The sequence below is a fragment of the Roseitalea sp. genome, from assembly GCF_984466335.1.
This window is the reverse complement of the sequence record NZ_CFIFWG010000037.1, coordinates 1-20782: the sequence shown is the minus strand read 5'-3', so window position 1 is coordinate 20782 and position 20782 is coordinate 1. Positions and strand designations below refer to the sequence as shown.

The following is a 20782-nucleotide window of genomic DNA, read 5'->3' as shown; positions in this document are numbered from 1 at the left end:
CCGGATGCGCAGGCCGTAGCGCTTCAGGCGCGCGACAACGACATCGGGACGACCGACCAGGATCGGCCGGGCGATTCGGTCCTCCAGCACGATCTGGGCGGCGCGCAGCACGCGCTCGTCCTCACCGTCTGCATAGATGACGCGCCGCAGCTCACCGGCCTGCGCGGCCGACACGATCGGCTTCATGACGAGCCCGGAGCGGAAGACGAAGCGGTTCAGCCGGTCGCGATAGGCGTCCATGTCGGCGATCGGCCGGTCGGCGATACCGCTTTGCATGGCCGCCTTCGCCACCGCCGGCGCGATCCTCAGGATCAGCCGCTGGTCGAAGGGCGAGGGGATCAGATAGTCCGGGCCGAAGATCGGTGTTTCACCCGAATAGGCGCGCGCGGCGATGTCGGAGGGCTCCTCGCGCGCAAGCTGCGCGATGGCGTTGACCGCGGCGATCTTCATTGCCTCGTTGATCGTCCGCGCGCCGCAGTCGAGCGCCCCGCGAAAGATGTAGGGAAAGCACAGCACATTGTTGACCTGATTGGGAAAGTCCGACCGGCCGGTGCAGATCATCGCGTCGGGCCGGGCGGCGCGCGCCTCCTCGGGCATGATCTCGGGCACCGGGTTGGCGAGCGCCATGATCAGCGGCTTGTCGGCCATCCTGGCGAGATATGCGGGCTTGAGGACGCCCGCCGCGCTCAGGCCGAGGAACACGTCGGCGCCCTCGATGGCCTGTTCGAGCGTGCGCAGATCGGTCTTGCGCGCGAACACCGCCTTCCAGCGGTCGATCGGGCGCGGCCGGCCTTCATATACGACCCCGTCAATGTCGGTGACGAGGATGTTGTCGTGCCTTGCGCCCAGCGAGACGAGCAGGTTGAGGCAGGCGAGCGCCGCCGCGCCCGCCCCCGAGGTGACGATCCTGGCCGTCTCGATCGACTTGCCCGCCAGTTCCAGCCCGTTGATGATGCCGGCGGCCACGATGATGGCGGTGCCGTGCTGATCGTCGTGGAAGACCGGAATGCCCATCGTGTCGCGCAATTGCTCCTCGACCTCGAAACATTCGGGCGACTTGATGTCTTCGAGGTTTATGCCGCCGAAGGTGGGCTCCAGCGCCGAGACGACATCGACCATGCGGTCGACGTCGGGCGCGTCGATCTCGATGTCGAACACGTCGATGCCGGCGAACTTCTTGAACAGGACCGCCTTGCCTTCCATCACCGGCTTTGAGGCCAGCGGGCCGATATCGCCCAGCCCGAGGACGGCCGAGCCGTTGGAGACGACGGCGACCAGATTGCCGCGCGCGGTGTAGTCGGCGACACGTTTCGGTTCGGCGGCGATGGCAAGGCATGGCGCGGCCACGCCCGGCGAATAGGCGAGCGCCAGGTCGCGCTGGTTGCCGAGCGGCTTGGTCGCGCGGATCTCCAGCTTGCCTGGAACCGGCTTCTGGTGGAAGAACAGCGCGTTCTCGTCCAGATCCGCGTGCGCCCCGCCTGCCGCCCGGTCCTCATCCGTCATCGCCCGATCCTCTCCGACCCGTTCTTCTTTTTGTCATGGGTAGCCCGGCGCCGTGCGGACATCAAATGCCAATCGGGCGCGATGACGTCAAAACGCGCTCTGATGGACGCCGCCGTCGAGCCGGATGTTCTGTCCGGTGATGTAGCCGGCGTGCACCGAGCACAGGAACGCGCAGGTCGCGCCGAACTCGTCGGGCGTGCCGAGCCGCCCGGCGGGGATCTGGCCGGTCTGGCGCGCCGTTTCCTCGTCGAGCGCCACGCCGCGCTTTTCGGCCGCATAGGCCACGGTCTGGCGAATGCGGTCGGTGTCGATCTTGCCCGGCAGGATGTTGTTGACGGTCACGTTCCGGTCGGCGACCGAACGGGCGATGCCGGCCAGGAACGCGGTCAGGCCGGCGCGCGCGCCCGAGGACAGATCGAGCCCGAGGATCGGCTGGTAGACCGACAGCGAGGTGATGTTGACGATACGGCCGAAGCCGCGCTCCGCCATGCCGTCTATGACCTTCTGCACCATCTCGATCGGGGTGACCATGTTCTCGGTCACCCCGCCGAGCAGCGCCTCGCGGTCCAGCGCGCGGAAATCGCGCAATGGCGGGCCGCCATTGTTGTTGACCAGTATGTCGGGCTCCGGGCAGGCGGCGAGCAGGGCCTGCTGGGTCGCGGGGTCGGACATGGCGCCGGTCACGAGCCGAACGTCGACGCCATGTTCGCGCAGCGCGCCGGCGGTCTTCTCGCCCGTCTCGACATCGCGCCCGTTGATGACCAGATCGACCCCTTCGCGGGCGAGCGCCTCGGCGCAGCCGCGCCCCAGCCCGCGGCTCGATGCGCACACGATCGCCTTCTTTCCCCTCAGTCCCAGATCCATGATGAGCCTCCCTTTGTGGTTGGCGCCGGTGTAAACGGTTGCGCGGCGGCGTCAATGCGCGTTCAGCCCCAAAGCGCCGGTTCGGGCGGCGAGACCGTGCTGCCGCAATAGCGGAGCGCCGGCCTGCGGTCGCGCGCCAGCAGCAGCGGCCCGTCAAGGTCGATATAGTCGGCATCCTGCGCCAGAAGAACGGCCGGGGCCATGGCGAGCGAGGTGCCGACCATGCAGCCGACCATGACGCCGAAGCCCATGGCGCGCGCCCGGTCGCGCATTGCAAGCGCCTCGGTCAGTCCGCCGGCCTTGTCGAGCTTGATGTTGACGACGTCGTAAAGGCCGGCCAGCGCGTCGAGGTCGGCGGAAATATGGGCGCTTTCGTCGGCGCATATGGGCACCGGATGGGGGATGTCCGCCAGGATGGCGTCCCTGCCGGCGGGCAGGGGCTGCTCGATAAGCGCGATGTGCAGGCGCGCGGCCTCCTCCATCATGCCGATCAGATTGTCCTCGTTCCAGGATTCGTTGGCGTCGACGATGATTCGCGCCTCGTGCGCGTTGGCGGTCACCGCGTGCATGCGCGCTGTGTCGTCGGCATCGCCGCCCAGCTTGATCTTCAAAAGAGGGCGCATATTGGCCGCCCGCGCCGCGTCCGCCATGTTTTCGGGCGTGTCGAGCGACAGCGTCAGCGCGGTCTCGACCGGGCGCGGCGGGCTGCCGCATACGCGCGCATGGACGCGCGTTCCGGACCGTTTGGCCGCAAGGTCCCAAAGGGCGCAGTCGACCGCGTTGCGCGCCGCGCCGGCGGGCAGGCTTGCGGCGATGGTCGCGCGGACCTCCTCGCAGCTTGCCCCCGCCTCGATCCGTGGCAGGCCCGCGATCTGGCCGGCGACGCTCTCGGGCGTTTCGCCGTAGCGCGCATAGGGCACGCATTCGCCCCGGCCGGTCGCCTTGCCGTCCGCGATGACGCATTCGACGACCTGCGCCCGGGTCCGCGCGCCGCGCGCGATGCGGAACCGCCCGTCGATCGGAAAGCTCCGCGCCGTCGTCTTGATATCGAGCGTTTCGACCATCGCGTTCATCCCTCCGCCGCGCCGCGACACGCTTTACGCCCGGCCCGCCCGACCGCGCAATGGCCGGGCCGGCGCTGTGGCCTTTGCTGCTGACGGGCGCCGCGCGCCGCGCTAGAAGGGGTCATGAGCCTCGTCACCAGCCAGGACATGGACCGGAAGCGGCTGCCCCAGCACGCGGCGCCGCGCGTCCTGCTCGACGGCGCGCCGGGCGATCGGCGGCTGCGGCTCGAAGGCGCCTGGCTGACCGCGACCGTCGGCGCCGTCGACGCGCCGCTGCGGCGGGCGCTGGATGCGGCCGCCGATGCGGGCACGCTGACGCTGGATGCCGGCGGCATCGAGGCGGTCGATACGTCCGGCGCCTGGCTGATCGTGCGGACCATGCGCGCCGCGCAGGCGCGCAACCGCCCGGTGCGCCTGTCCGGCCTGCCGCCGTCCGGGGTCCGGCTCGTCGAGGCGGTGGCCGAGAGCGTCGGTCCGCCGGCGGCGCGGCCGGCCGGCGCCGGTCTGCGCGGGCTGGTTGCCGCGCTCGGCTCGATCGGCCGCTATGTCTACGAACTGCGCGGCGATGCGGTGATGGGCCTGCATATGCTCGGCGCGGCGGTGCGCGGCAGCCAGATGAAGTCCGGCCACCGCAACACGCTGGCGATGGCGCCGGTGATCAACCAGATCGACCGCATGGGCGTGCGTGCCATTCCGATCATCGTTCTGATGTCGTCGATCATCGGGGCGATCATCGCCCAGCAGGGCGCGTTCCAGTTGCGCTATTTCGGCGCCGAGATCTTCGTCGTCGATCTGGTCGGCATCCTGGTGCTGCGCGAGATCGGCGTCCTGCTCACGGCGATCATGATCGCCGGCCGGTCGGGCAGCGCGATCACCGCCGAGATCGGATCGATGAAGATGCGCGAGGAGGTCGACGCGCTGACCGTGATCGGCCTGAACCCGGTCGGCGTTCTGGTGTTTCCGCGCCTGGTCGCCCTGGTGATCGCCCTGCCGCTTCTGACCTTCATCGCCAACATGTCGGCGCTGGCGGGCGCGATCTTCGTGGCGCAGGTCTATTCGGGGATATCGCCCGAGGCGTTCATTGCGCGCATGCGCGATGCGATCGACCTGTCGACCTTCTATGCCGGCATCATCAAGGCCCCGTTCATGGCGATCATCATCGGCATCATCGCCTCGGTGGAGGGCATGAAGGTCGGCGGCAGCGCCGAGTCGCTGGGCGAGCGGGTGACCGCCTCCGTCGTCAAGGCGATCTTCGTGGTCATCGTCGTCGACGGCCTGTTCGCCATGTTCTTTGCGGCGGTCGATTTCTGATGGCCGGCGCGAGCGACATCGTGCTTGGCGTGCGCGGCATCCGCGTCCGGTTCGGGGACCATGTGGTGCTGCACGACCTCGATCTCGATGTGCGGCGCGGCGAGATCCTGGGCTTTGTGGGCGCCTCCGGCACCGGCAAGTCCGTCCTGATGCGCGCGATCCTCGGACTGACGCCCAGGCAGGCCGGCACGGTCTCCCTGTTCGGACATGACGTCGAGACGATCGACGAGGATCGGCGCATCGGCATCGACATGCGCATGGGCGTGCTGTTCCAGCATGGCGCGCTGTTCTCGGCGCTGACGGTGGCCGAGAACATCGAGGTGCCGATGCGCGAATATGTGCGCCTGCCGCGAAAGCTGATGCGCGAACTGGCGATCGTGAAGCTGGAGATGGTCGGCCTTGAGCCGTCCGACGCGGACAAATACCCCTCCCAACTGTCCGGCGGCATGATCAAGCGGGCCGCGCTCGCGCGCGCCCTGTCGCTCGACCCGGACCTTGTCTTCCTCGACGAGCCGACCTCGGGGCTCGATCCGATCGGCGCGGCCGAGTTCGACGAATTGATCGCCAATCTGCGCGACACGATGGGCCTGACGGTCTATATGGTCACCCACGATCTGGACAGCCTGTTCACGGTGGCCGACCGGATCGCTGTGCTGGGCGGCGGCAAGGTGATCGCGTGCGGACCGCTCTGTGACATGCTTGCCCATGACGATGCGTGGATTAAGTCCTATTTCCGTGGAAAGCGGGCCCGGCACATCGCCGCCCCAACCAGGTGAGGCTTGCGGGCATGGAAACGAAAGCAAACTATGTTGCCGTCGGCGCCTTCACGGTCCTGGTCTTTGCGGCCGCCTTTGCCTTTGTCTACTGGATCGCCCGGCTGGATACGGGCGGCGAGACCGCCCGCCTGAACATCGTCATCGAGGGCTCGGCGACCGGCCTTGCGAACGGCAGCGCCGTCAAGTTCAACGGCATCGACGTGGGCAAGATCGAACGGCTCGGCTTCGATGCGGGCAATCCGCGCGTCGTCATTGCCGAGGGGATCGTCCGGCGCGACCTGCCCATCACCCAGGCCACCGGCGCGGTGGTGTCCTTCACCGGTTTGACCGGCGTTGCCCATATCGAGCTTGAGGGGGGGGATGTGGACAAGCCGAACGTCTTCCAGCTTGCCGAGGAAGGCGGCGCGGTCGCCACGATCACCGCCGACCCCACGCCGCTCAACGATCTTCTGGCGACGGCCCAGGACATTGCGGACCGGGCCGACAACATCCTGTCGGAGGTCGAGGGCTTTGTTTCGGACGCGCGCGGTCCGCTGACCGATGCGGTCGGCAATGTCACCGAGATCAGCGACGCGCTGGCGGCCAATGCGGGCCGGATCGACGAGTTCCTGACCGGGATCGGCGCGCTTGGGAGCTCGCTTGAGACGGTGGCGGGCTCGCTTGAACGGACGCTGGCCGGCGCCGATGCGCTGATCGCGGCCGTCGATCCGGACGATGTGCGCGCAATCGTCTCCGAGGCGCGGTCGTTCGCCGAGGATCTCAACCGTGCTTCGACCGATTTGGAAGGGCTTGTCGCCTCGGTCCGCACGATGATCGAGGGGCTGGAGGGTGCCGGTGCGCGCGTGGACGGCACGTTCGACCGCGTCGACCGGTTGCTGGACGCGGTTGATCCCGAGGCGGTGACGGCTGCGGTCGACGGCTTCGCCGATGCCGGCCGCTCGGCGCGCGAGATCGCCGCCGATCTCGAACAGGTGACGACGGCGTTCGAAGGGCGCGGCGAGGACATCGATGTGATCTTCGCCAACGTGACCGAATTGAGCGCGCGGCTGAACGGAGCCTCCGCGCGGGTCGATGGCGTGCTGGCGGGCCTTGAGTCCTTCCTGGGCGAGGGGGGCGAGGGCGGTGAAACCCTCATCGCGGAAGCCGCCGAAACGCTGCGCGCCTTCCGCGACGTCGCCGCCAATCTCGATGCGCGGCTCGATTCGATCGGCGGCGGGCTGGAGCGGTTTTCCGAGCGCGGCCTGCGCGATGTGGAGGCGCTGGTCGCCGAAACGCGCCGCTCGATCGCCCGCATCGAACAGGCGGTCACGACCATCGAGCGCGACCCGCAACGTCTGATCTTTGGCGGCGATGCGGACGTCAAGCGCTTTGACGCCCGCCAGAGACGCTGATAAGGCGTTGCCCGGCAAGCGCGATCGTCACCGGCCCTGGTTCCGGTCGCGTCCAATGGTGGTCTTGCGTTCATGCGCCAGCAAGGTGAGGACGAGTTCGCCCGGCCCGTGGCCGGCCGGTCGGCAAGGGGACACGCGGCGCGCGCGCTGGGCGCGCTCGCGGCCTGTTCGATCATGGCGCAGGGCTGCGCCGTCGACGGCCCGCCCGATACGTTCGACCTGACGGCGCCCCGGACGGTCGAAGCGGAACCGGTGCGCGGCGGCACGCAGATCCTGATCGCCGAGCCGGATGCCGTCCAGGCGCTCGATACCCGAGACATCGTGGTCGAGACGGCGCCGTTCACGATCCAGTATCTGGCCGCCTCCCAATGGGGTGACCGGCTGCCGCGGCTGGTGCAGCGCCGCCTTGCCGAAAGCTTCGACCGGGCCGACCGTTTTTCCGGCGTCGGCCTGCCGGGACAGGGTCTGGCGATCGACTATCAGATCGTCTCGGACATCCGGTCCTTCGGCATCGATATCCCGCATGCCGCCGCCGAGGTCGAAATCGTGGTCAAACTGCTTGACGATCGCAACGGGATCGTGCGGGCCGACCGCCGCTTTTCGGCCACCGTTCCGGTTTCGCGCAGCGGCACGCCCGATGCCTATGTGCGCGCGCTCAACCTGGCGTTCACGCAGGTGGCCGGCGATATCGTCGCCTGGGTCGGCGAATTGATCTGACCGCACCCGCCCGACAGGGACCTTTCGACATGCAAACCCCCGCGCCTGGGGGGCGCGGGGGCAGGTGGGCCGGCGATCGCGGCGATTATTGCAGGCGGCCGCTGGCGTGCGCGAGCATGGTGTAGACCTTGCCGGTATCCGAGGTCAGGTAGGTCTGCATCATCAGCCCGTCGCGATCGTTGCGGGAGACATCGGCGAGCAGCCGCTCGAAGTCGCGAATATAGCGGTCGACCGATGAGCGGAAGGCGGCGTCGCGCCCATAGCGCGCCTTGATCTCGTCGAAGGTGCGCTGACCGGCCAGCGTGTAGAGCCGGCGCGTGAAGATGTCCCGCTCGCCGCGCCGATAGCGTTCCCACAACTGGCTCGCCGCCTCGTGGTCGATTGCCCGCGCGATGTCGACGGTCAGCGAGTTGAGCGAATCCACCGCCTGGGCCGGCGCGCGCTGGGGTTGAACCGGGGGCTCGTCGCTCGAAGCGCGCTTGAGCAGATCGCTGACCCAGCCGCCGCCTTCGCCCGCGGGCGCGGACCGCGCCGGTTCGCGCGTTTGCGGCGCGCTCGGCGGCGCAAGGTCGATGCTGCTGCGCAGCTCGGCGCCCGAGGACATCGCGGGAACGGGCTTGGCCTGCATCGGCGTCCGCGTGCTCTCCGGCTGGCTTTGGGAATTTTTCGCCTGGGTGGGTCCCTTGACGTCGAACGCCCTTCCCGATTCCTCGACGATCCGCGACAGGTCCCTGAGGGCACCGATCTGCTCGGCCACGGCCCGGCGCATCGCGTTGGCGCTCTCGCGGGTTTCCTCGGGCAGTTCGAGAACGCCGCGGCGCACCTCGTCGCGCGCGCTTTCCAGCTCGGTCCTGATCGAGGCGGAAACCTGGCGCATCTGCGCTGTCGCCTCGTCGAACCGGCTCATCGCGTCTTCGGCCGTTTTGCGGATGCTGGTCGCGAGCATGTCCGTCGAACTGACGGCGCGCTGCTCGATGCTGGAGAGCGTGCCGTTGATGACCCGCTCGAAGGAGTGCATGATCTGCTGGATGTCCTCGGACTTGGTGACGAGCCCCGCGGCGAGCGCCTCCAGCGCGTCGCGGCGGCCGGTCAGCGTCGTCTCCAGGCTCGACTGCGCGCGCTCAAGCAGGTCCGAGGCCGAAGCGAGCGCGCGTCCGTGATCGTCGAAACGGGCGGCGATCGCCACGATGCCCGACAGGGTTTTCTGCGAGATCGCGTCGAGCTGTTCTGTGTTCGATCCCAGCAGCGAGACCGATGTCTGAAGGGTCTTGGCGACCCCGTCGGCGTGGCGCGAAAACCCTTCGGTCGTCTCGCGCAATTCACTCTGGATCGTGCCGAGCCGGCTGCTGAAGCCGTCGGCGCTTTCGGCAAGCCTGGTTTCGAGCGTGCCCAGATTGCCCGCGGCCACCTCGATAAGCTCGCCCAGCTTGGCGTTGGACGCCGAGAGGCGGTCCAGAAGGCCGCCGACCGAACCGCCCAGATCGTCCCGCGCCGAGGAAACGGTCGAGCGCGTGCGCTCAAGCAGCGATTCGAACGAGCCCGAAAGGTTGCTCTGCGCCGATTCGACCGCGGTGATCGTGTCGGCGGTGCCGGCCGCGAGCGCCGACACGAGCGCTTCGTTCTCGGCGCGCAGGCGCTCGGTCGCCGCGCGCGTTGCGGTTTCGAGTTGGGCGGCGACATCGGCCCCGTCCCTGCCGAGCCTTTCGATGAGCGGCACGGCGGTTGTTTCGAGCGTCTGGGCCAATGCGCCGGTGCGCGCGCCGATCTGCCGGTCGTAGGCCGCAATGTCCTCGCTCAGCGCCTTGTTGTGCGCGGACAGAACCGCCTTGAGGCGTTCCGATGCGGCATGGCTCTGGTCGGCGCCCAGTTCGACGACCCGCTGCGCCTCCGCCTCGATCGCATCGCGCGTTTCCACCACCCTGTCGCGCAGGGCGCCGGCGAGCTTGCCGGCGCTGTCTTCGAGCACGCGGCGGACATTGTCGACGCCGATCTCAAGCGCGTTCTGCAGGGTCCGGGTCCGCTCGTCGACCATGCCCGTCTGCGACTGGAACGCGTTTTGGAGCGTTTGCGAGGCATCGGCCAGCGCGGTGACGGTGGCGTTCGTGCGGACCTCGGCCGCCGCGGCGATCTCGGCGGCCATCGCCGTCAGGCGGCCGGTCAGTTCGTCCGCCTTGGCCTCGATGTCTATGCCGGGTGCCTGCAGGGCGGACGACAGCGCCTCGGCCGCCTTTTGCGTCGCGCCGAACATGGCGCCGGTGCGCTCGTCGAGCCGCTCCAGGAACGAGCCGGTCGTCTCGGAAATCAGCGCGACCGAGGTCTCGGCGGAGGCGGTCAGGGCGCCGACCGTCTCATCGCCTGCGGCCATGAGATCCTTGACGGTGTTGCGCGATGTCTCGGCCAGTTTTGCGGCGACGTCGTCGCCGGCGCCGGCAACCTCGCCGACGGCCCGCCGGCCCGCCTCGGCCAGGCTGGAGGTCATCGCCTCGCTCGCCGTTTCGAGTTGCTCGACCGTGGACTGCCTGAGGCCGTCGATCGTGTCGGACGCGCGCCGGTTCACCGCCTCGATGCCGGCGACGGTCGCCTGCGCGGCCGTCGTGATCTGCTGGGCGGCCTTTTCGCCGGCTCCAGAAAGGCGGGCGACCGTCTCGTCGCTCATCGCGCCGAGCGCTCCGCCGGTCTGCGCGCGCAGCGCTTCTATCGATGCGACCAGACGCTGATTGGCCGCTTCGATCTCGGAGACCGAATTGTCGGCCGTCTGCGCGAATCGCGCCGTCGTCTCCGTCGAGGTGTCGCGCAGCCGGTCGACCAGGGATTCGCCCACGCCGTTCAGCCTTGCGAGCGCGTTTTCGCTCACATCGGCAAGCCCGGCCGTCATACGCTGCTCGGACGCCTGAAGGCTTTCGAGCGCGCCCTGCGCGGAGGCGCCGATCGCATCGGCGGCCGTCGCTCCGCTCCTGGCGAAGCGGTTGGTGACATCGCTGACCGCCGAATCGACCTGTTCGGCGAGCGCTGCGGCGCGCCTTTCCATCGCCGCGGCCTGCTCCTGGAGCGCGCTTGTCATGCGCTGGCTGTTGTGGTTGGCCGCGGCGAAGGCCGCTTGCGTTTTCTCGTCCATGCGCCGGCTGGCCGTGTCGAGCTGCGCGGCCAGCTTGCCGACGCCGTCCTCGGTCACGGCCGCGAAGCGCCCGATCAGTTCCTCGGTCTTGCTGTCCAGCCTGGCCGCCTGGTCGTCGATCGAGGCGGAAAGCGCCTCGGTCGAGCGGTTGACCGCGTCGGCCATGGCCTGGCCGCGCGCCTCGGCCTTGGCCATGAACTCGGCGGTCCGTTCGTCGATCGTGCCGGCCACCCGGCCCGTCGCGGTGTCGAGCGCTTCGGTCAGGGCCGCGCCGCGCGTTTCGATCGTCGCCGCAAGGGAGGTCTCGACGGCCTTGACCTGATCGGCGACCTGGGCGCGCGCCGCTTCCGCCGTCTGGCCGATGGATTCGGCATTGCTGGACAGCGTGTCGGCGATGGCGCGCGTTCGCTCCAGCAGCGTCTCGTTGAGTTGGCGCGCGCGGGCGTCGAGCGCCGCGTTCAGGCGCTCGGTGCTCTGGTCGACGGCGGAGATGCGCGTTTCGAACTCGCCGACAAGATGCGCGCCGCGATCGGACAGCATCGAGTGCATGCGCTCGAACTGGCTTTCGACCGTGGCGCCCAGGTCGCGATTGGCGGTCTCGGCAACGGCGCCCAGATCGGCGATACGGGTCTCGATCAGCTCGGCCAGCGCGCCGCCGCTCGAATGGAAGTGCTCGGCGATGGTCTCCATCTGGCCTGAAATGGTGGCGTTGAGCGACACGCCCGTCTCGTTCATCCGGTCGATCAGGCCGTTTCCGGTCTGGTTCAGGGCGCCGGTCAACTGGTCGGAGGCGCTGCTCACCGTGTCGGTCAGCGTATCGGTCGCGGCCGTCAGTTCGTCGCGCAGCTGCTCGTGCGCGCCCGAGATCGACGCGCGGAGCCGCTCCGAGTGGGTGACGATGCCTTCGCGCTGATTGCCCAGTTCGCTCAGCAGCGAGCGCACGCGCACCTCATTGTCCGAATAGGCCCGTTCGAGCTCGTTCACCTCGTTTTGCATCAGCGCTTCGAGTTCGGTGGCGCGCGCGATCGTGCGCTCGATGCCCTCGCCCATGGCGGCGACCTCGCGGCGCACCGCCTGGCCGACCATGGCGACGCGGTCATGGGCGACTTTTTCGGGTGCGGCCAGGCGGAAGGCGATCTCGCTCATGGACCGGGCCGAATTGCGCATCTCGCCGGCGCGGCGAACCATGATGCCGAAACCGAGGAACACGAAGACCGGAACGATCGTGCCGACGGCGATCGCGATCGCGCCGGGCAGGGCGCGCAACTGCTCTATCGCGCGGATCTGCCAGACATCGGGCGCATAAAGCACATGGGCGAGGGCGGCGGCCCCGCCGAGCCAGGCCAGGCCGAACAGGGATGCCCAAAGGACCGGGCGGCCGCTCGGCGCGGCGTTGATGCGTTCGAGAAGCTGGGCGTACTCGCGTTCGGCATTGTCGTCGTTGGCGGCATGGAAGACCGGCTTGGTCGCCGCCGCCGCGATCGGCGCCTGCAAGGCGGGCGTGGGCGCGGCGGGCTCTTTGGTTGCCCCGCCGGCGCCGTCGGGCGGCGTGCCGGGTGCCTTGCTCCCCGCGTTGCCGGCGGAAAGCGCGTCGGCGGCCTTGCTCACCTGTTCCTCGAACTCATCCAAAGACAGCTCGTTGTCCAGGTCGACGTCGGCTTCGTCGTTCGCCAGATCGTTTTCCAACGCCTCCTGGAGCGCCATCTCCATATCGGCGTCCAGGTCCGCCACATTCCTGTTCCGCGCCATGAAAGCCTCGCCTGATGCTGTTCCGGGTTGATCCCGGTTGTCACATACGCCGACGTCCGTCACCCCGGTCGAGACCGCAGCCGGAGCGCCTGCATGATTACGGCGCATCGTAGAACCATTGGTGCCAGAATGGAACACGAGATCGCGCAGCCCTCAAAAACTTTAAAGATAAAGTTAACGCATCGTCGGATCGCCGTTTTTGCGTCGGGCGCGTCCCGATCGCGGCGCCGGGGAAGGCTTGCGGCGAAGTCGCGCCCGTTCGCATTAACCGCTTGCCCACTTGTTCGTGCCAGCATTCGGCGTACGGACTGCGGACGATGTGGGTGCGCGAGGCAGGCAATGGCACAACAGGGACATCCGGTCTTCGAGACGCCGGACATGGGCGGGGCCACGGTCGGGCGCGCCCGACCGGTCGATCTGGTCAAGCTGGCGCGACAGACCGGGGGCGACAAGGCGCTTGAGGAGGAGGTGCTTCGCCTGTTCCTCAGGCAGGCCAAGGCGGTCGGCCGGGCGGTCGATGCTCAGTGCAGCGACGAGCAGCGAAAGCACAACGCCCATACGCTCAAAGGGGCCGCGCTGGCGATCGGCGCGGGCGCGATCGCCGACTCGGCGATGGCGGTGGAGCGGTCGCCGCAAGAGCGCGGTTGCGTGCGCGCCCTGCTCGCCGAAATCGACCGCACCTGCGACTATATCAACTCGCTGCTGCGCTGACCCGCCCGGTCCGGCGGTCCCGTGCCTGGGCGATCTCACCCTTGCTTGACAATTGGGGGCGAACGGCTAAGTCGCGCTTGTCGATCCGCGCCCGCTCGTGAGGCGCCTGCCGGAGTCCGTGATGCCAAAGCTCACCATCGTCGCCTTTGACGGCACCGAGTTCGTCCTTGAAACGCAGGCCGGCTCGACGGTGATGGAGAACGCGATCAGGAACGCGGTTCCGGGCATCGAGGCGGAGTGCGGCGGCGCCTGCGCCTGCGCGACCTGCCACGTCTATGTCGACGAGGCTTGGACCGAAACGGTCGGCCAGCCGGACGTCATGGAAGAGGACATGCTGGATTTCGCCTTCGATACCAGGGACAATTCGCGTCTGTCCTGCCAGATCAAGATGACGGATGCGTTCGACGGTCTCGTCGTGCGCGTTCCCGAGCAGCAGGCCTGATCGCGCGGCCCGCGCAAAGCCCGGATACCCCGGCCGTGGGCGACCCTTTCGCGCCCCGGTCATGGCGGCTTGCCGCCGACCGCGCGATCACGCTCGGCCCGGCCGGCCATCTGGTCGGCATCGTCAACGTCACCCCGGACAGCTTCTCCGACGGCGGGCTGAACCGGACGCCCCGGCGGGCGTCTGACGCGGCGGCGGCGATGGTCGCCGAAGGCGCCGCGATCATCGACATCGGCGCGGAGAGCACGCGGCCGGGCGCGGCGCCCGTCGACGGCGCCGAGGAGCGCCGAAGGCTTTTGCCGGCGCTGAGGGCCGTTCGCGCCAGGCTTGCCGGCACGCCGGTCTCGGTCGACACATATCGCGCCGAGACCGCCCGCGCGGCGCTTGAGGCCGGCGCCGATGTCATAAACGATGTCTGGGGCCTGCAACGCGAACCGCCGATCGCGCGCCTCGTCGCCGAGCATGGCGCCGGCCTGATCGTCATGCACACGGGGCGCCAGCGCGACGTTCTGCCCGACCCGATCGAGGATCAGCGCGTCTTTTTCTCCCGGTCGATCGAGATCGCCCTTGCGGCCGGCGTGGGCGAGGACCGGATCGTGCTCGATCCGGGGTTCGGCTTCGCCAAGGATACGGGCCACAATGTCGCCCTCATGGCCCGGTTCGGCGCGCTGCACGCGCTTGGCTTCCCGCTTCTTGCCGGCACGAGCCGCAAGCGGTTCATCGGCCGTCTGACCGGCCGCGAGGCCGCCGGCCGCGACGTTGCGACGGCGGCGACGACGGCGCTTTTGCGCATGGCGGGCGCGGCGCTTTTCCGCGTGCACGATGTCGCAACCAGCCGCGACGCGCTGGCCGTGGCCGATGCTATGGTCGCGGCCCGGAGCGCGAGCGGCCAGTCAACGGAGCGGCCCGGCCATGTATGAGATCAGGATGAAGAACTGCGCTTTCTTTGCGCGGCACGGCGTGTACGACCAGGAGGAGTTTCTCGGCCAGCGTTTCTATGTCGATGCGCGGCTCTTCGTCGAGCCGGGCGGGGCGCTTGAGGATGACGATATCGCCAACACCGTCGATTACGGCATCGCCTATCGGGAGATCGAGCGGATCGTGACCGGCAAGCGCCGCTATCTGATCGAGGCCATCGCGCTGGAGATCGCAAAGGCGCTGTGCGCCCGCTTTCCCCAGATCAGGCGTGCGGAGATCACGCTGAGAAAGCCCAACGCGCCCGTGACGGGCGTGCTCGACCATATCGAGGTGCATGTCTGCCATGACGCGTGAGCCTGTCAGCGCGCTCATCGCCCTTGGCGGCAATGTGGGCGCGGTCGGCGCGGCCATGCAGGGCGCGCTCGACCGGCTGCACGCCGAGCCGGGCATATGCGTCGTCGCCGTATCGCCGGTCTACCGGACGCCGCCATGGGGGATCACGGACCAGCCGCGCTTTCTGAACGCCTGCGCGGAACTGCGCACCGATCTCGCGCCGGAGGCGCTGTTGCTGCGCGTGCGCGAGGCCGAGCGCCTGGCCGGCCGTGCGCGGGCGCGGCGCTGGGGGCCGCGAACGCTCGACATCGACATTCTCGCCCATGGCGAGGTCGCGATGCGGACGCCGGAATTGACCCTGCCGCATCCGCGCCTGTTCGAGCGCGCCTTCGTGCTGGTGCCGCTGGCCGATATAGCGCCGTTCGGGGCGATCGGCGGCCGCAGCGTGCGCAAGGCCGCTCAAAAGGCCGACAGGACGGGCATCGAGATGGCTGAGACGCGGCTGTGCGTGCCGAAATAGGGCCGGGCTGCGTTCAGCGCACCGCTCCGACCTTGACCGGGTCGAGCCGGTCGAGGCTGATGCCGATCACCGGCACGAACGCATCGCCCACGCGCACCGAGACCGTCACGTTCAGCGTGTTCGGGTCGGCAAGGCGCGCCAGCATGGCGCCGTCGAGCCGCTTGCGGTTCAGCGTGAGCGCGACCCGGTCCTGGCCGACATGGCCGGCGGTTATGTCGAGCCCCTCGCCACCGGCGCCGTCGAGGAACGTGCCCTTGTAGGTTCGGCCCTCGCGCGCGACGGAGGCGGACATGCGCTGGGTGAACAGGCCCACGCGGCAGTCGCCCTCAAGCGACATGCCCAGCAAGGAGCCGGGCACCGATCCGTCGAACCGGCAGATGAACCTGGTGCCCTTGTACTTGCCGGCGACGATCTCGCCGGGGCCGCGCCACTTTCCCTCGATCTGCTGGAAGAAACGGGCCTCGCGCGCCTTGTCCGCATGGGCCGGCGCGAGCGTTGCGAGGATGGCCACAAGGGCAAGAAGGGGCAGGGCCAGGCGGTCGGGCATGGGGGCTCCGTTGATCGGCGGACGGGCGGGATCATTGCCTTCAATGGTTAAGGCATCGTTGTTTCCGGCCTATCGGGCGCTGTCTTTCGCATCGGGATTTGCGTCGTCTCCGGCGGCGGACCAATGGCGACCGAGCGCGCGCGCAATCTCCGTCAGGGTCGGACGCGGCAGGGCGATGAAGGGCGCCGGGCGCGAGACGGTCATGGCGGCGATGCCGACGCGCGCGGTCATCAGCCCGTTGACCACCCCTTCGCCCAGACGCGCCGAAAGCCGCGCGGCGACGCCCTGGCCGACCAGTTGCTGGATCAGGCTGTCTCCGACCGCGACGGTGCCGGTGACGACGAGATGGCCGACGACGCGGCGCACCAGCGTGAGCGTGCCCAAGGCGCCGGCGCGGCCGCCATAATGCGCGGCGATCGCGCGGATCAGGCGGACGTTCTCGAAAAGGACATAGCCGATGTCGACGAGCGCCCTTGGGGAGACGGCGGTGACGACCGACACCCGCCTTGCGGCGTTCACGACCAGCGACCGCGCCTCGGCGTCCAGCGCCGACAAAAGCGCCCGCTCGGTGATCCGGTAGCGGTCCTCCGGGTCGATGATGTCGGCCTCAAGCTCCGCCAGCCGGGCACGGCCGGCCGCCGTCTTGGGATGACGGGCATAGTGGCCCGCGAGCCTTTCGGTGGCGGCCGTCATGGCGCCTGCGTTCGAGCCGTCCAGTGCCGCGGCGATCTCCTCGCGCACCCGGTCGACGACGCTCTGGCGGCCGATGGCGACGACCTCGCGCCCGATCGCGACGGCGGCGGCGACCGCCAGGACTGCGATCGCGCCGAGCCCGATCCGGCCCAGGACCCGATGGCGCTCGAAAAGGGCGCCCACCAGCTGCTCGAACCAGATGCCCAGCGCCAGCGCGACGATGACGCCAAGGGCCGTTGCCGCGACGGCGCCGGGGCCGATGCCGCCCCGGCGCGCGCGACCCGGCGGCGGCGGCGTTTGCGCATCGCCGCTCTCGCGCTCGAAGACATCCTCCTCGGCCATCTCGATGCGCGCCGGATCGTCGATGGCGCGCGGCGCGCGTTCCCTTCCGGACGCCGCGTCCGGCCGGGGCGGCGCCTCGACGGCAAAGGCGCGGGGATCGCGGGGCCGTCCTGTCATGCCAGCCGGTCTCCCAGCAGGAATTCGAGCGCCTTGTCGAGACGGATGTGCGGCAAGGACAAGGTGGCGCCGTCCCCGCTGCGTTCGAGGCGCGGCGGGCGCATGCGGACAAAGCGCTGTCCGGCGCCTTGAGCGCCGGCGAACAACCGTTCGGGATCGGCCGGAAGGTCGCCGGGAAAGATCGCCGTTTGGCGTTTTCCATCAAAGGTTTCCAGGCCGATCCTCTCATCCTGCATCGGGGTTCCGACAACCAGGGGCAGCGTTTCGCCGCCCTCGGTCGCCGTCGCCTCGCGCGTGGCGCGGACGGCGGCCATCGCAACGGTGTCGACCGAGGCGCCCGAAAGGCTGGCCTTGTCGGCCGTGCGTTCGACCAGCCTGTCGATGACCGCTTCGAGCCGCCGGTGGCTTTCATGGTGCATATGGTCGGCCTTGGTCGCCGCGATCAGGATGCGGTCGATGCGGCGCTTGACGAGGGCCGAGACGGGATTGGTCCGGCCCGGCCGGAAGCAACTCAGGATCTCGGTCAGCGCCCGCTCCAGATCGGCGACCGCCTCGTGGCCGGCATTGATCGCCGACAGCGCGTCGACGAGCACGATCTGGCGGTCCAGGCGGGTGATGTGGGCGCGCAGGAAGGGCTTGACGACCAGCGCCTTGTAGGCTTCGTAGCGACGCTGCATGAGCGCCTGCATGCTGCCGGCGCGCGGCCGGTCGGCCAGGCGCGTCAGCGGCGCGAAGGTCAGGGCGGGCGAGCCCTCCATGTCGCCGGGCATCAGGAACCGGCCGGGCGGGAGCGTGGACAGCGAGCGGCTTGCGTTCCGGCAGGCGGTCAGATAGGCGCGGAAGGCGCGCGCGAGCGTTTCGGCCCGCGCTTCGTCGGCGTCCCCTTCCGGATCGGTCGCCTCGGCGATGGCGCGCCAGTCTCGGGCCACCTCGCGGCGCGCTGCGCTTTCGGATTGCTCGGTCGCCTCGGTCGAAAAGGTTCGAAAGTCCCGCCGCAGCAGGGGCAGGTCGAGCAGCCACTCGCCCGGATAGTCCACAATGTCCAGATGCAGCCGCCCGCGGCCGAAGGCGCGGTTCCAGCCCGATGCGCTTTCATATTGAAGGGTCAGGCGCAACTGGCTGATCGACCGGGTCGATTCCGGCCAGATGCGCTCGTCGACCAGGGCCCGCACATGCTCCTCATAGGCAAAGCGCGGCACCTGGTCGTCGGGCTGTGGCTCCAGCCGGGCGCGCGCCAGGCGTCCCGAACGAACCGCCTCGAACAGGGGCAGCCTGCCGCCGTGGACGAGGTTGTGGACCAGCGCGGTGATGAAGACCGTTTTTCCGGCGCGTGAAAGGCCGGTCACGCCCAGGCGCAAGGTGGGATTGAACAGACCCGCCGCCCGGCCGGCGGCGGTATCCAGGGCGATCCTGGCCTCATCGCCGAGCGATGTCAGTGGGTTCAAGGCGTTCGGTTCCCCGCTTGCGGTCGGCGCCGGTGCGCCTTCGATATAGGCGGGCGGCGGTGACGTTGAAAGGGAGTGCGCGCGACGTCCTCTCCCGTCAGGCGTTGGCCGGCGTCAGGTAGGCTTCCAGCCGCCCGCGCTGGGTCTCGATGCGCGACAGCGGGCCGTCGACGGCGATGACCGCCAGGCCGGCGGTGCGGAACCCCATCTGCAATTCGTCGAGCAGCGCTCTCTGGCCGTCGGCCGACAGCGCCATGGCGACGTCTTCGAGCATCGGATTGTGGCCGACCAGCATCAGGTCGCCGTCGAAGCCGGATTTGGCCGCCACCTCAAGGTAGCCGGGCGCGTCGGTCCCATAAAGGTCCTGATCGTAGCTGGCGATGCCAGACAGGTCATGCACCGTGTTGATCGCATCGAGCGTCTGCCGCGCCCGGCGCGCCGCCGAACAGATCACCTTGCCGGGCAGCAGGTCGCGCCCGACCATGGCGGCGGCCAGCGCCCTTGCGTCCTCGACGCCCGAGGCGGCCAGCGCCCGGTCGAAGTCGGGCTGGCCCGGCGCGGACCACTCGGCCTTGGCATGGCGCAACAAGAACAGCCTGCTCATGGTTCTCTCCCCCGTCGGCGCCATGCCGCGCCCGACCGCATATCGCGGACATGCCCGCGGCGCAATCGTTCCAGGGCGCAATGGGCGACGCCCGATGCCTTGCGCGGACGGCCGCAGGGCCGCCGCCGGCTCACACAATTGCAACTTGAGGCGCCGACGGGCTGCGATTATACAGCGGCCAATCTTCATGTGGGGATCACGCCATGCCTGACGAGATCGCGATCAACGGCTACGAGCCCAGCGAAGACGAGCCTTTCATGAACGACCGGATGCGCGCCTATTTCCGCGGCAAGCTGACCATGTGGAAGAGCGACCTGCTGCGCGAGTCGCGCGAGACCCTCGAAAATCTTCAGCGCGAAAGCGCAAATCACCCCGATATCGCCGACCGGGCGACCTCGGAGACCGACCGCGCGATCGAGCTGCGCGCGCGCGACCGCCAGCGCAAGCTGATCAACAAGATCGACATGGCGATCAAGCGCATCGATGACGGCACCTACGGCTTCTGCGAGGAAACGGGCGATCCGATCGGCGTCAAGCGGCTCGACGCAAGGCCGATCGCGACCCTGTCGCTTGAAGCGCAGGAACGCCACGAGCGCCGCGAAAAGGTCTATCGGGACGATTGAGCGCCGGCCCTATGTGCGGTCCGACCTGGCCGTCGGATCGATCAGCCCGTCCAGCAGCCGTTCCACTTCCTCATCGAGCGAATCGCCGTCAGGGGTGGCTTCGGCGGCCGGGTGAGCCTGCGGCATGGGCGGACGATCGGCGGGCCTGACCGCCGCCGGGGTGGAGGACGCAGCCGGTTCGATGCGCCGCGGCGCGGTTCCGGGGGCCCGCGGCTCTGCCGGCGGTTTCCTTGGGCGGTCCGGCGCCGAGGGGCCGAATGCCGCGATCGGGCGCTGCGGCTTGGCGGCGGGGCCGGCGTCCTTGCCCTGCTTGCCGTCCTCGCCGATGCCCGCCTCGACCACCAGGTCATTGTGGCCGCCGATCAGGATCAGATGCTCGACATCGTCGCGCCGCACGAGCACCAGGCGGCGGCGATTGTCGATCGCCGTGGCGTCCAGCACCGCCAGACGATGCCTGCGGCCGCCGGCAACGAACATGCCGCTGCGCATGTGCCTGAAGCGCACGACCCCCAGAACGGCGAGGAGCAATGCGACCAGGGCCAGAAGGCTCCATGCCGCCAGCGCGGTCGTCGGGTCGCTGAACAAGCCTGTGAACCAATCCATGGCCGTCTCCTCGATCGTTGCGCACAGCTATCAAGCGGTGGGCCGGCTGACAAATTTTTCCGTGCGGGTCTTTCCCGCACGCATGGATTGTGGTCCAACCGTGGCGGGACGGTAAGGACGCAAGCGACGGGATCATTGCATGAGCAAGGCAGCGCGCCGCTCCGCAGGCCGTGCACGCAACGCGCGGCGCGAAGGCGGCCCTTCGGCGACCGCACGGCTCATGATCGTTGGCGTGGTTTCGCTCGGGCTGGCGGGCGGGCTGTTTTTCTTTCGCGACCAGATCGACGAGGGTTTCCTGCTCGCCATGCTGGGAATCCTGGCCATGGTGGGCGTCTTCTACCTGTTCGCCTCCGTGATCGGCCTGGTCGCCTTTTCCGGCGAGCGGCGCGAGAGC

The 20782-nt window shown here is 69.0% G+C and carries 20 protein-coding genes; 11 read left to right on the top strand and 9 right to left on the bottom strand.

The window, feature by feature from the left end:
* The 3 genes from AC5E6L_RS05445 to dgcA all read right to left on the bottom strand — a co-directional run.
* A partial coding sequence (locus AC5E6L_RS05445) for a phosphate acyltransferase (protein ID WP_491771803.1) occupies window positions 1–1503 on the bottom strand: 1503 nt, incomplete at its 3' end.
* Between the two features lie 87 nt (window positions 1504–1590).
* Window positions 1591–2367, bottom strand: coding sequence for an SDR family oxidoreductase (locus tag AC5E6L_RS05440; RefSeq protein WP_491771801.1), 777 nt, complete (start codon window positions 2365–2367; stop codon window positions 1591–1593).
* Between the two features lie 62 nt (window positions 2368–2429).
* Entirely contained in the window at window positions 2430–3431 is a 1002-nt protein-coding gene (gene dgcA, locus AC5E6L_RS05435; protein WP_491771799.1) for an N-acetyl-D-Glu racemase DgcA, read from the bottom strand.
* Between the two features lie 147 nt (window positions 3432–3578).
* On the opposite strand from dgcA, the gene AC5E6L_RS05430 reads away from it, so the two are divergent.
* The 4 genes from AC5E6L_RS05430 to AC5E6L_RS05415 all read left to right on the top strand — a co-directional run bounded on the left by AC5E6L_RS05430 (window position 3579) and on the right by AC5E6L_RS05415 (window position 7626).
* On the top strand, window positions 3579–4742 hold the full coding sequence (locus AC5E6L_RS05430) for an ABC transporter permease (protein WP_491771805.1): 1164 nt from the start codon (window positions 3579–3581) through the stop codon (window positions 4740–4742).
* Window positions 4742–5518, top strand: a complete 777-nt coding sequence (locus AC5E6L_RS05425; protein WP_491771797.1) for an ABC transporter ATP-binding protein — start codon at window positions 4742–4744, stop codon at window positions 5516–5518. Before AC5E6L_RS05430 ends, AC5E6L_RS05425 begins: the two co-directional genes overlap by 1 nt.
* A gap of 11 nt (window positions 5519–5529) precedes the next feature.
* Window positions 5530–6909 carry an MlaD family protein gene (locus tag AC5E6L_RS05420; protein ID WP_491771795.1) on the top strand — a complete coding sequence of 460 codons (1380 nt, stop codon included), beginning with the start codon at window positions 5530–5532 and terminating at the stop codon, window positions 6907–6909.
* 72 nt (window positions 6910–6981) lie between these two features.
* A complete protein-coding gene (locus AC5E6L_RS05415; RefSeq protein WP_491228959.1) occupies window positions 6982–7626 on the top strand; it encodes an ABC-type transport auxiliary lipoprotein family protein in 645 nt (214 codons plus the stop codon).
* Between the two features lie 85 nt (window positions 7627–7711).
* Here AC5E6L_RS05415 and AC5E6L_RS05410 read toward each other — a convergent pair whose 3' ends face one another.
* On the bottom strand, window positions 7712–12490 hold the full coding sequence (locus AC5E6L_RS05410; RefSeq protein WP_491771793.1) for an apolipoprotein A-IV repeat region-like domain-containing protein: 4779 nt from the start codon (window positions 12488–12490) through the stop codon (window positions 7712–7714).
* A gap of 339 nt (window positions 12491–12829) precedes the next feature.
* Between AC5E6L_RS05410 and AC5E6L_RS05405 the strand changes: the two genes are divergently transcribed.
* The 5 genes from AC5E6L_RS05405 (at window position 12830) to folK (ending at window position 15414) form a co-directional block, all read left to right on the top strand.
* Complete coding sequence (locus AC5E6L_RS05405; protein ID WP_491230662.1) at window positions 12830–13201, top strand: Hpt domain-containing protein; 372 nt, start codon at window positions 12830–12832, stop codon at window positions 13199–13201.
* Between the two features lie 121 nt (window positions 13202–13322).
* Complete coding sequence (locus tag AC5E6L_RS05400; RefSeq protein ID WP_491230663.1) at window positions 13323–13643, top strand: 2Fe-2S iron-sulfur cluster-binding protein; 321 nt, start codon at window positions 13323–13325, stop codon at window positions 13641–13643.
* 35 nt (window positions 13644–13678) lie between these two features.
* On the top strand, window positions 13679–14563 hold the full coding sequence (gene folP, locus AC5E6L_RS05395; RefSeq protein WP_491771790.1) for a dihydropteroate synthase: 885 nt from the start codon (window positions 13679–13681) through the stop codon (window positions 14561–14563).
* On the top strand, window positions 14556–14915 hold the full coding sequence (gene folB, locus AC5E6L_RS05390) for a dihydroneopterin aldolase (protein WP_491230246.1): 360 nt from the start codon (window positions 14556–14558) through the stop codon (window positions 14913–14915). The genes folP and folB overlap by 8 nt, the downstream gene beginning before the upstream one ends.
* The gene (gene folK, locus AC5E6L_RS05385) at window positions 14905–15414 is read left to right on the top strand and encodes a 2-amino-4-hydroxy-6-hydroxymethyldihydropteridine diphosphokinase (protein WP_491230245.1); all 510 of its coding nucleotides are present in this window, start codon (window positions 14905–14907) and stop codon (window positions 15412–15414) included. Before folB ends, folK begins: the two co-directional genes overlap by 11 nt.
* Window positions 15415–15427: 13 nt before the next feature.
* Here the strand turns inward: folK and AC5E6L_RS05380 are convergent, their stop codons facing one another.
* The 4 genes from AC5E6L_RS05380 to AC5E6L_RS05365 form a co-directional block, all read right to left on the bottom strand.
* Complete coding sequence (locus tag AC5E6L_RS05380) at window positions 15428–15961, bottom strand: hypothetical protein (protein ID WP_491230244.1); 534 nt, start codon at window positions 15959–15961, stop codon at window positions 15428–15430.
* 69 nt (window positions 15962–16030) lie between these two features.
* On the bottom strand, window positions 16031–17113 hold the full coding sequence (locus AC5E6L_RS05375) for a YcjF family protein (RefSeq protein ID WP_491230243.1): 1083 nt from the start codon (window positions 17111–17113) through the stop codon (window positions 16031–16033).
* Window positions 17110–18558 carry a YcjX family GTP-binding protein gene (locus AC5E6L_RS05370; RefSeq protein WP_491771787.1) on the bottom strand — a complete coding sequence of 483 codons (1449 nt, stop codon included), beginning with the start codon at window positions 18556–18558 and terminating at the stop codon, window positions 17110–17112. Before AC5E6L_RS05370 ends, AC5E6L_RS05375 begins: the two co-directional genes overlap by 4 nt.
* Window positions 18559–18655: 97 nt before the next feature.
* Window positions 18656–19162, bottom strand: a complete 507-nt coding sequence (locus tag AC5E6L_RS05365; protein ID WP_491771785.1) for a SixA phosphatase family protein — start codon at window positions 19160–19162, stop codon at window positions 18656–18658.
* A gap of 203 nt (window positions 19163–19365) precedes the next feature.
* Here AC5E6L_RS05365 and dksA point away from each other — a divergent pair, with 203 nt between their 5' ends.
* Entirely contained in the window at window positions 19366–19785 is a 420-nt protein-coding gene (gene dksA, locus AC5E6L_RS05360) for an RNA polymerase-binding protein DksA (RefSeq protein ID WP_491230203.1), read from the top strand.
* A 9-nt stretch (window positions 19786–19794) separates the two neighbouring features.
* On the opposite strand, the gene AC5E6L_RS05355 is transcribed toward dksA, so the two are convergent.
* Window positions 19795–20388 (bottom strand): hypothetical protein, encoded by a 594-nt coding sequence (locus AC5E6L_RS05355; protein WP_491230204.1) that lies wholly within the window; start codon window positions 20386–20388, stop codon window positions 19795–19797.
* Window positions 20389–20527: 139 nt separating this feature from the next.
* Between AC5E6L_RS05355 and AC5E6L_RS05350 the strand changes: the two genes are divergently transcribed.
* On the top strand, window positions 20528–20782 hold a 255-nt coding region (locus tag AC5E6L_RS05350), incomplete at its 3' end, for a hypothetical protein (protein ID WP_491771782.1).